Here is a 15,215-nt window from a genome sequence, read left to right as displayed (position 1 = left end):
CGATCACGGGGTGGCCGCCCTGCGGCGTTCTGCGTTGCCCGTTCCTCGGGCCGGTGCGGCCAGCGCCTCGCCCTTGAGGATGGCATCGAGACCGTACGCAGGCGGCGGCCCGTACGGTCCGGGCATGAGTGCGAAGCGTCCGCTGATTGCCGTGCTGACCGGGGCCGGGATTTCGACCGGTTCGGGGATTCCGGACTACCGGGGGCCGCAGGGGTTGTGGCAGCGGGATCCCAAGGCGCAGGAGTTGTGACGATCGGGCCGTATCTGGCCGATCCCGAGGTGCGGCGCCGTTCGTGGCTGATGCGCCAAGGCGCCGGGGCGGCAGGGGCGGAGCCGAATGCCGGGCATCTGGCGCTGGTGGAGCCGGAGCGCAGCGGGCTGCCGGTGCGGGTGCTGACGCAGAACGTGGACGGGCTGCACCAGCGTTCGGGGCTGCCCGAGCGGAAGGTGCTGGAGCTGCACGGGACGGCGCAGCAGGTGCAGTCGTCCGTTGCCGGGTGCGCAGTGGGATGGCACAGGCGCTGGAGCGTGTGGCGGCGGGGGGCCGGACCCGGCGTGTCAGACCCGGCGTGTCAGGAGTGCGGGGGAGTGCTCAAGCCGCGCACGGTGATGTTCGGTGAGGCACTGGACCCGGTGGTGCTGGGCCGGGCGGAGGCGATTGCCAAGGCGTGCGATCTCTTCGTGGCGGTCGGCACGCTGCTGCAGGTGTATCCGGTGGCGGCGCTGCCGCAGACGGCACTGGACGGAGGCGCCCGGCTGGTGATCGTGAACGCCGAGCCGACGCCGTACGATCCGGCGGCGTACGAGGTGATCCGCGAGGCGATCTCGCTCGCGCTGCCCGCGTTGGTGCGGCGGATCGTCGCGGGCGGGCTCGTCGGGGAGTGAACCCTGCGGGGGAGACCCTGAGCCGGGGGGCTCTCCCCCGCAGGGGGGAGACGGATAAACCGCTCTGGAGGGGGATCCGGAGCGCGGTGGCCGACGGGCAGTCTGATGGCGTGCCGGTCGCAGTGGACACCCGGCCGCCGATCGAGGGGAACTGCCGTGAACTACAAGGTCCGTCTGCTGACATACACCGCCATCACCGTCGTCGTCGTGGGCGGCATGTCCGGCTGCTTCCCGGACGACGACAAGACGAAGAGCGTCAGTTACGGCATCTCGGATCCCGTGCAGACGCTGGTGATCGAGGGCAGCACCGGAGACATCCGGGTGACGGGCGGCGGCAGCGGTGTCCAGGTGGTCGAGCATCAGACGTACCGCTCCAAGCCGCCCGCCGCCGTCCACAGCACCGCCGGCGGCACGCTCACCCTCAGCTACAAGTGCCCCGACGGCAACTGCGGCGTCGGGTACGAGGTGGAGGTCCCGGCCGGCACGGTGGTGCGGGTCAGCGACGACACCGGTGCTGTCCGGCTCACCGGCCTGAGCGGGCAGATCGAGGCCCGCAGCGACACCGGCAGCATCGAGGCCACCCGGCTGAGTGCCGCCAGCGTCGACCTCAGGACGAGCACCGGTGGTGTCACGGCCTCCTTCGAGACCCAGCCCGAGACGGTCAAGGCCACCACGGACACCGGCAGCGTCCGGGTGAAGGTGCCCGCCGGAGATCCGTACACCGTCGCCGCGAGGGCGGACACCGGCAGTGTGAACGTGGCGGTCAGTCAGCAGCCCGGCGCCAGGCGCACCATCACCGCCAGCACCAGCACCGGGAATGTGACGGTCGCCAATGCCTGAGCACCCCTTCGGGGGTGGTGGCCGGCTTCCTGCGCCGGTCGGTGCGGCGCTGGTCCGCCTGGTACGGCAGGATCATCCCCCGGAGCACGGCGGGGGAGGGGCGGACGTGGAGCGGATAACGCGCGCACAGGCGCGGATCATGGCGCTGGGGCAGCGCTGGCAGGCTCGCGTAGGCAGGGTCAACCCGTACGTGGTGGACATCGGGCTGACGGTGTTCTCGGCGCTCATCTCGGCCTGGGCGGTGTTCTTCGACAACGCGGGCTGGGGCTGGTGGATCTATCTGCTGGCCGTCTCCAGCGCCTTCGGGCTGCCCTGGCGGCGCCGCCTCCCGGGCACCGTGTTCCTGCTCACGGGGCTGCCGGCGCTGGCGCTGTCGTATGCCGCGCACTCGGCGCAGCCGCAGGTCTCGCTCTCCGCCGTGCTCGCGATGTACACCCTCGCCGACCGGGGCCGGGACTGGCAGCGCTGGCCGCTGCTGGTCATCACCGTGGTCGCCAACATCCTCGGCACCCACTCGCCGAACGGCATGCTGTTCAGCCTGCTCATGACGGTCGGCAGCTTCACCTTCGGCGCGCTGGTGCGCGACTGGCGCAGGCTGGCCAGGACGGAGGCCGAGCGGGCGCATCAGCTGGGTCTGCAGGCCGCCAGCGAGGCGGCCCGGGCGGTGGCCGAGGAGCGCAGTCGGATCGCCCGTGAGATGCACGACATCCTGGCGCACGCGGTCTCGCTGATGGTCATTCAGGCCGAGGCGGGCCCGCTGGTGGTGCACAAGGATCCGGACCGGGCGATCCGGGCCTTCGACACCATCGCCGACTCCGGCCGTGACGCGATGGTGCAGCTGCGCCGGGTGCTCGGTGTGCTCAAGGAGGAGGGCGCGAGCCCCGAACTCGCCCCGCAGCCCCGGCTGACCGAGCTTCCCGCCGTGGTCGAGCGGGTGCGTCAGGCGGGTGTCCGGGTGGAGCTGGAGCTGACCGAGCTGGACCGCGCGATGCCGGCCGACGTCGAGGCGGCGGCCTACCGGATCGTCCAGGAGGCGCTGACCAATATCGTCAAGCACTCCGGCGCGGACTGCGCCGCGATCCGGGTCGCCCGGCTCGCCCGGACGCTGGAGATCGTGGTCTCCGACAACGGGCGCGGCGCGGCGGGTGCGGGTGCGGGTGCGGCAGGCGTGACGGGTGCGACGGCTGCGGCGGTTGCAAAGGGCGGGCCGAACGGGCGGCCGGTGGACGGCTGGTCGGGCGGGCGGGGCCTGGTCGGTATCCGCGAACGCGCCGCGGCCTGCGGGGGCAGGGCGACGGCCGGTCCGGGGCCGCAGGGCCAGGGGTTCCTGGTCACCGCGCAGCTGCCGCTGAGCGCAGCCGTACTGTAAGACCGGCCGTACGGCGAGGGCCGTCGAGAGGGATGGGAGCTGCGGTGAACGCGATTCGAGTGGTGGTCGCCGACGACCAGGAGCTGGTGCGGGCGGGGTTCGGCATGATCCTGGACGCCCAGCCGGACATCGAGGTGGTCGCCGAGGCGGCGGACGGCGCGCAGGCCATCGAGGCGGTCCGGGAGCACCGCCCCGACGTGCTGCTGCTGGACGTCCGGATGCCCGTGATGGACGGCCTGGAGGCCGCCCGCCGGGTCTACGCCGAGTTCCCGGGCACCAAGGTGATCATGCTGACCACCTTCGACATCGACGACTACGTCTACGACGCCCTCTACGCCGGGGCCAGCGGTTTCCTGCTCAAGGACGTGCGCCGGGACGACCTCGCGCACGGCGTCCGGATGGTCGCCTCCGGCGAGGCCCTGCTGGCGCCGTCGGTGACACGCCGTCTGATCGCCGAGTTCGCCGCGCGCAAGCCCTCGGGGCCGGCCGCCGTGGTGCGGGCGCCCTCCAGGCTGCTCGACCAGCTGACCATCCGCGAGCAGGAGACCCTGCGCCTGCTCGCCCGTGGCCTCTCCAACGCCGAGATCGCGGCCGAACTGGTGGTCAGCGAGCACACCGTGAAGACCCATGTCAGCAATGTGCTGAGCAAGCTCCAACTGCGAGACCGGGTGCACGCGGTGGTCTTCGCGTACGAGGCGGGCGCGGTGGTCGCCGGCGAGGTGTAGGCCGTGTCCGGCCACGCTCCTGATGCACTGCGCGACCGCCGCGGTCGGCCCGGGCGGAAAGGGGTTGCCGCCCTGGAGGCACCGTGATTTTCCGTTCCACCGTCGAGTCCGATCTCGACCGCTTTCTCCCGCTCCTGGTCGCCGACCCGGCCGCCGACATGATGACGGCCGACGCGTACCGGTTGAAGCTCGCCGACCGTGAGTACCGCCCCGAGTGGACGTGGATCGCCGAGGAGAGCGCTCCTGGTGGCGGATCGCCGAGACGGCGGACGGAAAGGTGGTCGGCTTCGGCTTCCCCTCGCGCAATCCCGCCTTCCCCGTGGTCGGCTACCTCGGGGTGCTGCCCGGACACCGTGGCCGGGGCTACGTGGATGGGATACTCGCCGAGAACACCCGCCTCCTCGCCGTCGAGCTCGGCGCCGAGACCGTCCGCGCCGACACCGATCTGACGAACCTGCCGATGGCGGCGGCCTTCGAACGGGCCGGCTACCGCAACTTCGCCCGCCGACTGGTGCTCTCCGCGCGCTGAGTCCTGACCAGGTGAGAGAGATGACCGGAGAAGCGGCGATCGGCCGGATCCACATGCTGGCGATCGAATGGATCGTCGACTGGCAGTGGGTTACGGCCGATCGCCTGGTCCAGGCGGCCGAGGACGCGCTCCGCGCCGGAGTCGACACCCCGTCGCTCTGGTTCCTGGCGGAACTCGGGCGCAGCGAGAACGCCGAGGCACGTGAACTGTTCGGCGGCGTCCTCGACGAGCTGGGGCTGCGGCCCCAGCTGCCCGGGGACAGAGCCGGGGCCCGCTGGGAGCTGGCCCACTGGTGGGCCGGTCAGATCGCCGAGGGTGTGCTCGACCCCGCCCTCGGGGCCAACCTGATCTGGCGGGAGGCCGCGAACGAACTCGGCCACCCCCAGGCCCTGCAACCCTTCGTCCGCTGGGCCAGCGAACTCGACGACTGGCACGAGGGCTTCGCCATGTCCCGGCAGCGGATCCTCGACAACATCGTCGCCGCTGCCGGGGACCTGGTCGGCCGCGCGCCGTGCGGCGGGGTCCGGCCCTTCCCGCAGGGGCCGCACGGGCGGTAGGAGAGGCGTGCAACCTTGCCCGTCCCGGTTCCGCACGCGTCCGACTAGCATGGCCACCCGACCAGCAGGAGTGATCGATGTCTGCTCAGTTCGACCCCTGGTCCGCCGAGTTCGTGGCGCACCCCTACGAGGCGTACACGGCCCTGCGCGAGCAGGCGCCCGTGAGCTACTACGGGCCCAGCGACCAGTGGCTGGTCTCCCGGTACGAGGACGTCAGCGCGCTGCTGCGGGACCGCCGCCTCGGCCGTACCTACAGCCACCGCTACACCCACGAGGAGTTCGGCCGCCCGGCGCCCGACCCCGCCCACGAGCCCTTCCACACCCTCAACGAGCACGGCCTGCTCGACCTGGAGGCCCCCGACCACACCCGGATCCGCCGACTGGTCTCCAAGGCCTTCACCCCGCGCATGGTCGAGTCCCTGCGCCCCACCGTGGCCCGGCTGGCCGGCGAACTGGTCGGCCGGCTGGTCGAGGACGGCGGCGGTGACCTGATCGCGCGCGTCGCCGAACCGCTGCCGGTCGCGGTGATCGCCGAGATGCTGGGCGTGCCCGAGGCCGACCGAGGGCTGCTGCGCCCGTGGTCGGCCGACATCACCGGCATGTTCGAGCTCAACCCCTCGGCGGAGGTGGCGAAGCGGGCCGTGCGGGCGAGCGTCGAGTTCTCCGAGTACCTGCGCAAGCTGATCGCCGAGCGGCGGGCCGACCCCGGCGACGACCTGATCAGCGCGCTGGTCCAGGTCGCCGACGGCTCGGACGCGCTTCGGGAGCAGGAGATGGTCTCCACCTGCGTCCTGCTGCTCAACGCGGGCCACGAGGCCACCGTCAACACCACCGGCAACGGCTGGTGGGCCCTCTTCCGCAACCCCGGTGAACTCGCCCGGCTGCGCGGCGCGGTGGACGAGCTGCTGCCCACCGCCGTCGAGGAGCTGATGCGCTACGACACCCCGCTGCAGATGTTCGAGCGCTGGGTGCTGGAGGACATCGAGGTCGCCGGGGTCACCGTCCCGCGCGGGGCCGAGGTCGCCCTGCTCTTCGGCTCCGCCAACCGCGACCCGGCCCGCTTCACCGACCCCGACCGCCTTGACCTGGGCCGCAGCGACAACCCGCACATCACCTTCGGCGCCGGAATTCACTTCTGTCTGGGCGCTCCGCTTGCCAGACTGGAACTCACCGAGTCGTACGGGGCGCTGCTGCGCCGGGCGCCCGCTCTGCGGCTGGTCCGCGAGCCGAACTGGCGTCCCGGGTACGTCATCCGGGGGCTGGAAAAGCTGATCGTCGAGGTCTGAGGGGGCACATGATGGGCAGCGCGACCGGAGCACTGCTGGGCCTGGCGATCGGCGACGCCCTGGGCCACCGCACCGAGTTCGACGAGATCGAGCACATCGCGGCCTGGTGCCCCGACTGGCGCGAACTTCCCCTGCCCGAGCCCGCGTTGGTGACCGACGACACCCAGATGACGCTCGCCCTCGCCCGCGGACTGCGGACCGCCCTCGCGGGCGGCCCGCTCACCCCGAACTCCCTGGAGGCGCCCGTACGGGCCGAGTTCGTCGCCTGGTACCGCTCGGAGGACAACAACCGGGCGCCCGGGCAGACCTGCCTGCGGGCGTGCTGGCGGCTCAGCAAGCCGGACCTGCGCTGGCAGCAGGCCAGCGAGGTGGGCTCCAAGGGCTGCGGCGCCAATATGCGGGTCGCCCCGCTCGGACTTATCCCCGGCCTGAGCGACTCCCAGCGCTCCGGCGCCGCCCAGTTGCAGTCCGCGCTCACCCACGGCCACCCCACCGCGCTGGCGGCGAGCGACCTCACCGCGCACGCCGTACGACTGCTCACCGAGGGCGCCGAGCCGCGCGAACTCCCTTCGCTGTTGCGGGAGTACGCGCACGCCAGGCGTACCCGCTACGACGCCGACTGGCTCGGGGACCTCGCCGCCCATGCCCAGGACCCCTCGGCGGAGTCCTTCACGGCACGCGGCTGGGACGACTGCCTCTTCGTCCTCGACCGCCTGGACGCCGCCCTCGCCCGGCCCTCGCTGGAGACCGACCCCTGCGAGATCACGGGCGAGGGCTGGATCGCCGAGGAAGCCCTGGCCACCAGCCTGCTCTGCTTCCTGCTCCTGTCCGACGACCCGGTCGCCGCAGTCCGCCGGGCCGCCTACTCCTCGGGCGACTCCGACTCCATCGCCTGCCTCACCGGCGCCTTCGCCGGCGCCCACCACGGCGAGTCGGCCTGGCCCGAGGACTGGGTGCGCCGGATCGAGTACCGGGACGAGCTGCTCGACCTCGGTGCACTGTGGGACGGCCGCTGACCGCAGGGGGAGACGAGTAAGGGCCGGGGAGTTGCGCTCCCGACGCCCGCAGTGACGGCGTTCTGCTGCGAGCGCGGACGGTGCTCGCCTAGCGTCGAATGGCTCCCGCGCGGCCGTGCAGCGACGCCCGGTCGGCGGCGGCCCGCCCGGCGGCCCAGCCCTCGCCGTCGCTGACCCGCACCCGCTGGGCGGTCAGCTTCGGGAACATCCGGCCCACCGCGCCGTCCACCGCCTCCTCGCGCGCCGCCAGGACCGGCAACAGCCGCTCGTCCGGCGCCAGTTGCTCGGAGGTGCCGTCCTCGCGCAGATGCCGCCCGGCGGCCGCGTCGCTGGTCGCCTGCTCGGTCGCGGCCGTCAGCCGCTCCCGGATCCGCGCGGCGTACGCGACCAGGAAGGACTGCCGGAAGGACTTGGTACGGGAGGCGCCGTCCAGGTGCTGTCGGCTCCCTGCCCTGTGCATGGCGGAGGTCGCCTGCACCAGAAGCGAGGTGTAGAGCAGCTCGACCGCGTCCAGGTCGGAGTCGAAGCCGACGATCGTGCAGAACCCGAACTCCTTCGCCCACACCACCCGGCAGCGGTTCGCCGCAGCTACGGCGTCCAGCAGCATCGTCTTCGGGCCCTCGTACGGGTTGTCCACACCGATCCGCAGCGCCGCCGGGGCGTCCTTCGACGGGTGGGAGGCGGCCAGCAGGGCCTCGTCGATGCTGTGCTGGGCCATCAGCTGCTGGGCCTTGGCAGTCAGCGCCTCGGCCTCCTCCGGATACTCCGTGGACTCCGCCTTCGCCAACAGCGCCCGGATCCGCGACAGCATCCTCGGCTCGCCCTCGACCGGGCCGCTCGGACGCTGCGGTGCGACGCCGGGGACGGGGCCGACCGGCGCGATCGGGGGCAGTTGGCTCCAGCTGCGCAGCAGCTCCAGGAGGGCGGTGGCCAGCGCGAAGCGGTCCAGGCGGTGGCGGTGCGCGAAGCCCGGCAGATACTGGTCGTCCGCCTGCCACCACGCCTCGACGGACAGCTCGCGCAGCTGCTCCTGCCAACGGCGGTCCAGAGCGGCGGCGGGGTACCGGCGGCCCTCGGCGGCGATCAGGTCCACGGCCAGCGCCTGGTGCACCGGGCCGAGGCCGCGCCGCACCACCCGTGCCAGATCGCTCGGACGCCAGCCATTGGCCCAGGCCCGGCCGACCGCCCGCTCCGCGAACGCCAGCACCGCACGGCTCACCTCCGGCCAGCGCTCGGGCGAAGCCGCGAGCAACGAGGCCCCGGTGTCCAGCGCCAGATCGAGCCCCTCCGCCGGAGCCCCGATCACCTGATACGCGGCCTGCTCGACCAGCTCGTCCATGGCAGGCCCCCGCTCACCCTTGCGCTTACCCACGGTGCATCTGCCTTCTCCCGCACGCCGAAACCCCCACCCAATGATGCCGGAGCCCCGGGCGATGCCCCGATCACCGCCTACGGCGGGCAACAAGGGGTGCTGCCGCCGGTTCCGCCGCCACTGTTCACCGGCCGGGCACATCCGGTCGACGGTCAGGACTCGCCGCTGTCGGCCATCTGTGGTAAGACGGCAGAGCCCGGTTACGCCGTCCGGGCGCCCGTGCCCCTTCAGGGCTGAGCTGCGGCGTTGCATTTGTTTTGACCGGCGCCGATGCGCTAGGTACGCTCTGACCTTGTGCCTGGGGTGTCCCCGGGTCCTTGTGCGTGCATGCACACCGGCCGCCGCGCCACACCGGAGCTTCGCAACACGCTCCGCTCGCGCGAGCGCCGTCGCTGCACATCAGCATCATGGGATTCCGTGATTCCTCCACTTAAGAGGCTCAACACACCCGACCGCGTGGGTCGGCGAGTTGGGGTCACCGCAGGTTAGTTTGACGCAGCCTTGGCACACAGAAAACGGAGAAACGGTGCCTACGATCCAGCAGCTGGTCCGAAAGGGCCGGCAGGACAAGGTCGAGAAGAACAAGACTCCCGCGCTGAAGGGCTCCCCCCAGCGCCGCGGTGTCTGCACGCGTGTGTACACGACCACCCCGAAGAAGCCGAACTCGGCGCTTCGTAAGGTCGCCCGTGTGCGCCTCACCAGCGGGATCGAGGTCACCGCTTACATCCCGGGCGAGGGCCACAACCTGCAGGAGCACTCCATCGTGCTGGTGCGCGGTGGTCGTGTGAAGGACCTTCCTGGTGTCCGCTACAAGATCATTCGCGGTTCGCTTGACACCCAGGGTGTCAAGAACCGCAAGCAGGCTCGCAGCCGCTACGGCGCCAAGAAGGAGAAGTAAGAATGCCTCGTAAGGGCCCCGCCCCGAAGCGCCCGGTCATCATCGACCCGGTTTACGGCTCCCCGCTGGTGACGTCGCTGGTCAACAAGATCCTGCTGCACGGCAAGCGCTCCACCGCCGAGCGGATCGTCTACGGTGCCCTCGAGGGCGTCCGTGAGAAGACCGGTGCCGACCCCGTGGTCGCCCTCAAGCGCGCGCTTGAGAACGTCAAGCCGACCCTTGAGGTCAAGTCCCGCCGCGTCGGTGGCGCCACCTACCAGGTGCCGGTCGAGGTCCGCCCGGGCCGCGCCAACACCCTGGCGCTGCGCTGGCTGGTCGGCTACTCGCGCGCTCGTCGTGAGAAGACCATGACCGAGCGTCTGCTGAACGAGATCCTGGACGCCAGCAACGGTCTGGGCGCCTCGGTGAAGCGTCGCGAGGACACCCACAAGATGGCCGAGTCCAACAAGGCCTTCGCGCACTACCGCTGGTAGTCCGTACCCCGTCACTAGACAGAGAGAGAACGAGCCACAATGGCTGCAACCTCCCTTGACCTCGCCAAGGTCCGCAACATCGGGATCATGGCGCACATCGACGCGGGCAAGACCACCACCACCGAGCGGATCCTGTTCTACACCGGTGTCTCGTACAAGATCGGTGAGGTCCACGATGGCGCTGCCACCATGGACTGGATGGAGCAGGAGCAGGAGCGCGGCATCACGATCACGTCGGCCGCGACGACCTGTCACTGGACGCTCGACAATGTCGAGAACACCATCAACATCATCGACACCCCGGGCCACGTCGACTTCACCGTCGAGGTGGAGCGCTCGCTGCGCGTGCTCGACGGTGCCGTGACGGTGTTCGACGGCGTTGCCGGTGTCGAGCCGCAGTCCGAGACCGTGTGGCGGCAGGCTGACCGCTACGGCGTCCCGCGCATCTGCTTCATCAACAAGCTGGACCGCACGGGCGCGAACTTCTTCTTCTGCGTCCAGACCATCGTGGACCGCCTCGGCGCGACCCCGCTGGTCATGCAGCTCCCGATCGGTGCCGAGTCCGACTTCGTCGGCGTCGTCGACCTGGTGAAGATGAAGGCTCTGGTCTGGTCCGCCGAGGCCACCAAGGGCGAGATGTACGACACCGTCGACATCCCGGCCGAGCTGGCCGAGCAGGCTGCCGAGTACCGCGAGGCGCTCATCGACACCGTGTCGAACATCAGCGACGAGGTGATGGAGCTCGCCCTGGAGGGCGAGGACATCCCCGAGGAGCTGCTGGTCGCCGCGATCCGTCAGGGCACCCTGAACTCGGACTTCACCCCGATCTTCTGCGGCACCGCGTTCAAGAACAAGGGCGTTCAGCCCCTGCTCGACGCCGTCGTGAAGTTCCTGCCGTCGCCGCTGGACATCGAGTCCATCAAGGGCCACAAGCCCGGCGACGAGTCGGTGGAGATCGCCCGCAAGGCCTCCGACGACGAGCCGCTTGCCGCGCTTGCGTTCAAGATCATGTCCGACCCGCACCTGGGCAAGCTCACCTTCGTCCGGGTTTACTCGGGCCGCCTGGAGTCCGGCACCTCGGTGCTGAACTCCGTCAAGGGCAAGAAGGAGCGCATCGGCAAGATCTACCGCATGCACGCGAACAAGCGTGAGGAGATCGACTCGGTGGGCGCCGGCGACATCATCGCCGTCATGGGTCTGAAGCAGACCACCACCGGTGAGACCCTGAGCGACGAGAAGAACCCGGTCATCCTGGAGTCCATGGACTTCCCGGCCCCGGTTATCCGCGTCGCCATCGAGCCCAAGTCCAAGGGTGACCAGGAGAAGCTGGGTGTTGCCATCCAGCGTCTCGCCGAGGAGGACCCGTCCTTCCAGGTCAACACGGACGAGGAGACCGGCCAGACCATCATCGCGGGTATGGGCGAGCTGCACCTCGAGGTGCTGGTCGACCGTATGAAGCGTGAGTTCAAGGTCGAGGCCAACGTCGGCAAGCCGCAGGTCGCGTACCGCGAGACGATCCGCAAGGCCGTCGAGCGTATCGACTACACGCACAAGAAGCAGACCGGTGGCTCCGGCCAGTTCGCGAAGATCCAGATCGCGATCGAGCCGATCGAGTCCGGCGAGGGCTACGAGTTCGTCAACAAGGTCACCGGTGGCCGTGTGCCGAGGGAGTACATCCCCTCGGTCGACGCCGGTTGCCAGGAGGCCATGGAGTTCGGTGTTCTCGCCGGTTACCCGCTCCAGGGTGTCCGCGTGACCCTGCTCGACGGTGCTTCGCACGACGTCGACTCCTCCGAGCTGGCGTTCAAGATCGCCGGTTCGATGGCCTTCAAGGAAGGCGCCCGCAAGGCCGGTCCGGCCCTGCTGGAGCCGATGATGGCCGTCGAGGTCACCACGCCCGAGGACTACATGGGCGATGTGATCGGCGACATCAACTCCCGCCGTGGCCAGATCCGGGCCATGGAGGAGCGTCACGGTGCTCGCGTCGTCAAGGCGCTGGTGCCGCTCTCCGAGATGTTCGGCTACGTCGGTGACCTGCGCAGCAAGACCTCTGGTCGCGCAAGCTACTCGATGCAGTTCGACTCGTACGCCGAGGTTCCGCGGAACGTGGCGGACGACATCATCGCCAAGGCCAAGGGCGAGTAAGTACCGACTCCGGTCGGCTCCTTACCCGAGCTCACAGGACTTCCCGACAATCGGGATGTTTGTGACCCCTTAGGCTATTAGGAGGCAAACCCGGGGGGATCTACCCAGATCCCCCCGGCGCCTCCGGCCCCCACCCGCGGGACGGCATGGAGCGCACTCCAGCGTTCCGTACCAAACCCGATCACAAGACCAACTGACGTCGTACGGCGTACAGAACTGTCCTCAGGAGGACTGCAGTGGCGAAGGCGAAGTTCGAGCGGACGAAGCCCCACGTCAACATCGGCACCATCGGTCACATCGACCACGGTAAGACGACCCTTACCGCGGCCATCACCAAGGTGCTGCACGACGCGTACCCGGAGATCAACCCCTTCACGCCGTTCGACCAGATCGACAAGGCGCCGGAAGAGCGTCAGCGTGGTATCACCATCTCGATCGCTCACGTCGAGTACCAGACCGAGGCGCGTCACTACGCTCACGTTGACTGCCCGGGTCACGCTGACTACATCAAGAACATGATCACCGGTGCCGCCCAGATGGACGGCGCCATCCTGGTGGTCGCCGCCACCGACGGCCCGATGCCGCAGACCAAGGAGCACGTCCTCCTGGCCCGCCAGGTCGGCGTCCCCTACATCGTTGTCGCCCTGAACAAGGCCGACATGGTGGACGACGAGGAGATCCTGGAGCTCGTCGAGCTCGAGGTCCGTGAGCTCCTCTCGGAGTACGACTTCCCGGGCGACGACCTGCCGGTCGTCCGCGTCTCGGCGCTGAAGGCGCTCGAGGGCGACAAGGAGTGGGGCGAGAAGCTCCTCGGCCTGATGCACGCGGTCGACGAGTCGATCCCGACCCCGGCCCGCGCCGTGGACCAGCCGTTCCTGATGCCGATCGAGGACGTCTTCACGATCACCGGTCGTGGCACCGTCGTCACCGGTCGTATCGAGCGTGGCATCCTCAAGGTCAACGAGACTGTCGACATCATCGGCATCAAGGAGACCAAGACCACCACCACGGTCACCGGCATCGAGATGTTCCGCAAGCTGCTCGACGAGGGCCAGGCCGGTGAGAACGTCGGTCTGCTCCTCCGTGGCATCAAGCGCGAGGACGTCGAGCGCGGCCAGGTCATCATCAAGCCGGGTTCGGTCACCCCGCACACCGAGTTCGAGGCCCAGGCCTACATCCTGTCGAAGGACGAGGGTGGCCGCCACACCCCGTTCTTCAACAACTACCGCCCGCAGTTCTACTTCCGTACCACGGACGTGACCGGCGTTGTGACCCTCCCCGAGGGCACCGAGATGGTCATGCCGGGCGACAACACCGCCATGTCGGTCGTGCTGATCCAGCCGATCGCCATGGAGGAGGGCCTCAAGTTCGCCATCCGTGAGGGTGGCCGCACCGTCGGCGCCGGCCAGGTCACCAAGATCGTCAAGTAATTCCGACGCTCTGACCTGAGCTCTGCACCGCAGGCTCAAAACACAGAGGGCCCTCCCCGTCCGTCAGGACGGGGAGGGCCCTCTGTGTTTTCACGACGACGGGTTCACGACGACGGGTTCGCGACGGCGTCGGCGGCGGAGTGCCTGCTGATGGCGTGTCGCTTCGGCCTCCTGTCTCACAGCCCCGCGGTGTACGCCCGACAGGTCCGGTACGAGGGGAGCAGGCCGCTCGCCAGCGCCTCGGTCAGCGAGGGCGCTTCGGTGTCCTTGGCGGAGAGCTGCGGGACCTCGACCGGCCAGTCGATGGCCAGTTCCGGATCGAGCGGGTGAACGCCGTGTTCACCGGTCGGATTGAAGGTCTCCGAGCAGAGGTAGGAGAGCGTGGCGCCGTCGGTCAGCGCACAGAAGCCGTGTCCGAGACCCTCCGAGAGGTAGACCGCGCGGCGGTCCACATCGTCCAGCCGGACGCCTTCCCAGTGGCCGAAAGTGGGGGATCCGACCCGCAGATCCACCACCACGTCCAGCACCGCACCGCGTACGCAGGTCACGTACTTGGCCTGCCCGGGCGGGACATCGGCGAAGTGGACGCCGCGCACCACGCCCCGGGCCGAGACCGAGAGATTGGCCTGGGCGAGTCGCAGGGGATGGCCGACCATCTCGGTGAGCCGGTCGAAGCGGTACCACTCGGTGAACAGGCCGCGTGGGTCGCCATGCAGCTGCGGAGTGACCTCGAAGGCGCCTTCGATGGCCAACTCGCGGAATTTCACTGGGAGTTCTCCTCGTCGAGCAGATCCGTCAAGTACTGGCCGTAGCCGCTCTTGCGCAGGGGCTCGGCCAGCGACCGCAGCTGGGTCGAGCCGATCAGCCCGGCGCGCCAGACCGCCTCCTCCAGACAGCCGATCTTGAAGCCCTGGCGCTCCTCGATCACCTGGACGAAGTCGGACGCCTGCATCAGCGAGACGAAGGTGCCGGTGTCCAGCCAGGCGGTGCCCCGGTCGAGCTTGGTGACATGCAGCTCGCCGGCCTGGAGATAGACGTCGTTGACGCCGGTGATCTCCAGCTCGCCCCGGGCGCTGGGCCGCAGACCCCGGGCGATCTCCACCACCCGGTTGTCGTAGAAGTACAACCCCGGTACGGCGTAACGGGACTTGGGGAACTCGGGCTTCTCCTCGACGGAGATCGCCTGGCCCTCCTCGTCGAACTCCACCACACCGTACGCCCTCGGGTCGGCGACCGGGTAGGCGAAGACCAGGCCGCCCTTGAGCTCGGTGTGCTGGGCGAGGCGGGTGCCCAGACCGCTGCCGTGGAAGATGTTGTCGCCCAGGATGAGCGCCACCGACTCGTCGCCGATGAACTCGGCGCCCAGGAGGAAGGCCTGGGCGATCCCCTCCGGTCTCTCCTGGACGGCGTACTCCAGTCGCAGCCCGAACTGCGAGCCGTCGCCCAGCAGTCGGTGGAACTGGGACTGGTCCTGCGGGGTGGTGACGATCAGGATCTCGCTGATGCCCGCCATCACCAGGGTGGAGAGCGGATAGTAGATCATCGGCTTGTCGAACACCGGCAGGAGCTGCTTCGAGACCGCGCGGGTCAGCGGCCACAGTCGTGAGCCGGTGCCGCCCGCCAGGAGAATTCCTCGCATGGGAGGCAGGTTATGCGTCCGGGGCCGAAGAGTCCCGACCTGATTTCGCCG

Annotated in this window: 15 protein-coding genes and 1 pseudogene; 12 read left to right on the top strand and 4 right to left on the bottom strand. The window is 69.7% G+C overall.

What is annotated here, in order from left to right:
- Nucleotides 1-3: 3 nt before the first annotated feature.
- Nucleotides 4-126, bottom strand: a complete 123-nt coding sequence (locus P3T39_RS06180) for a hypothetical protein (RefSeq protein WP_280696311.1) — start codon at nt 124-126, stop codon at nt 4-6.
- Between P3T39_RS06180 and P3T39_RS06175 the strand changes: the two are divergent.
- The 8 genes and pseudogenes from P3T39_RS06175 (at nt 125) to P3T39_RS06140 (ending at nt 7,207) form a co-directional block, all read left to right on the top strand.
- Nucleotides 125-885, top strand: a pseudogene (locus P3T39_RS06175) (Sir2 family NAD-dependent protein deacetylase). The gene P3T39_RS06180 and the pseudogene P3T39_RS06175 sit on opposite strands and share 2 nt — an antisense overlap.
- A 156-nt stretch (nt 886-1,041) precedes the next feature.
- Complete coding sequence (locus P3T39_RS06170; protein WP_280696310.1) at nt 1,042-1,725, top strand: DUF4097 family beta strand repeat-containing protein; 684 nt, start codon at nt 1,042-1,044, stop codon at nt 1,723-1,725.
- Nucleotides 1,718-3,094 carry a histidine kinase gene (locus P3T39_RS06165; protein WP_280696309.1) on the top strand — a complete coding sequence of 459 codons (1,377 nt, stop codon included), beginning with the start codon at nt 1,718-1,720 and terminating at the stop codon, nt 3,092-3,094. Before P3T39_RS06170 ends, P3T39_RS06165 begins: the two co-directional genes overlap by 8 nt.
- A 44-nt stretch (nt 3,095-3,138) precedes the next feature.
- Entirely contained in the window at nt 3,139-3,819 is a 681-nt protein-coding gene (locus P3T39_RS06160; RefSeq protein ID WP_280696308.1) for a response regulator transcription factor, read from the top strand.
- Between the two features lie 220 nt (nt 3,820-4,039).
- A complete protein-coding gene (locus tag P3T39_RS06155) occupies nt 4,040-4,348 on the top strand; it encodes a GNAT family N-acetyltransferase (RefSeq protein WP_280696307.1) in 309 nt (102 codons plus the stop codon).
- Nucleotides 4,349-4,368: 20 nt separating this feature from the next.
- Nucleotides 4,369-4,905: a hypothetical protein gene (locus tag P3T39_RS06150; protein WP_280696306.1), complete on the top strand. Its 537-nt coding sequence runs from the start codon at nt 4,369-4,371 to the stop codon at nt 4,903-4,905.
- 77 nt (nt 4,906-4,982) lie between these two features.
- The gene (locus tag P3T39_RS06145; protein WP_280696305.1) at nt 4,983-6,191 is read left to right on the top strand and encodes a cytochrome P450; all 1,209 of its coding nucleotides are present in this window, start codon (nt 4,983-4,985) and stop codon (nt 6,189-6,191) included.
- A gap of 11 nt (nt 6,192-6,202) precedes the next feature.
- Nucleotides 6,203-7,207, top strand: a complete 1,005-nt coding sequence (locus P3T39_RS06140) for an ADP-ribosylglycohydrolase family protein (protein ID WP_280696304.1) — start codon at nt 6,203-6,205, stop codon at nt 7,205-7,207.
- Nucleotides 7,208-7,295: 88 nt separating this feature from the next.
- Here the strand turns inward: P3T39_RS06140 and P3T39_RS06135 are convergent, their stop codons facing one another.
- Nucleotides 7,296-8,546, bottom strand: coding sequence for a DUF2786 domain-containing protein (locus P3T39_RS06135; RefSeq protein WP_280696380.1), 1,251 nt, complete (start codon nt 8,544-8,546; stop codon nt 7,296-7,298).
- A 559-nt stretch (nt 8,547-9,105) separates the two neighbouring features.
- On the opposite strand from P3T39_RS06135, the gene rpsL reads away from it, so the two are divergent.
- The 4 genes from rpsL (at nt 9,106) to tuf (ending at nt 13,525) form a co-directional block, all read left to right on the top strand.
- Nucleotides 9,106-9,477 carry a 30S ribosomal protein S12 gene (gene rpsL / locus P3T39_RS06130; protein ID WP_014144289.1) on the top strand — a complete coding sequence of 124 codons (372 nt, stop codon included), beginning with the start codon at nt 9,106-9,108 and terminating at the stop codon, nt 9,475-9,477.
- A gap of 2 nt (nt 9,478-9,479) precedes the next feature.
- Nucleotides 9,480-9,950, top strand: coding sequence for a 30S ribosomal protein S7 (gene rpsG, locus P3T39_RS06125; RefSeq protein WP_030457432.1), 471 nt, complete (start codon nt 9,480-9,482; stop codon nt 9,948-9,950).
- 39 nt (nt 9,951-9,989) lie between these two features.
- On the top strand, nt 9,990-12,095 hold the full coding sequence (gene fusA, locus P3T39_RS06120) for an elongation factor G (protein ID WP_280696303.1): 2,106 nt from the start codon (nt 9,990-9,992) through the stop codon (nt 12,093-12,095).
- Between the two features lie 236 nt (nt 12,096-12,331).
- Nucleotides 12,332-13,525, top strand: coding sequence for an elongation factor Tu (tuf, locus tag P3T39_RS06115; protein WP_280696302.1), 1,194 nt, complete (start codon nt 12,332-12,334; stop codon nt 13,523-13,525).
- A gap of 176 nt (nt 13,526-13,701) precedes the next feature.
- Here tuf and rfbC read toward each other — a convergent pair whose 3' ends face one another.
- Together rfbC and rfbA are read right to left on the bottom strand one after the other, a co-directional pair.
- Nucleotides 13,702-14,292 (bottom strand): dTDP-4-dehydrorhamnose 3,5-epimerase, encoded by a 591-nt coding sequence (gene rfbC / locus P3T39_RS06110; RefSeq protein ID WP_280696301.1) that lies wholly within the window; start codon nt 14,290-14,292, stop codon nt 13,702-13,704.
- A complete protein-coding gene (rfbA, locus tag P3T39_RS06105) occupies nt 14,289-15,164 on the bottom strand; it encodes a glucose-1-phosphate thymidylyltransferase RfbA (RefSeq protein WP_280696300.1) in 876 nt (291 codons plus the stop codon). Before rfbA ends, rfbC begins: the two co-directional genes overlap by 4 nt.
- Nucleotides 15,165-15,215: the final 51 nt, after the last annotated feature.

The organism is Kitasatospora sp. GP82, assembly GCF_029892105.1.
Lineage (GTDB): Bacteria > Actinomycetota > Actinomycetes > Streptomycetales > Streptomycetaceae > Kitasatospora.
Note: the sequence above shows the minus strand (reverse complement) of the source record. Positions and strands in the feature narration are given on the sequence as shown.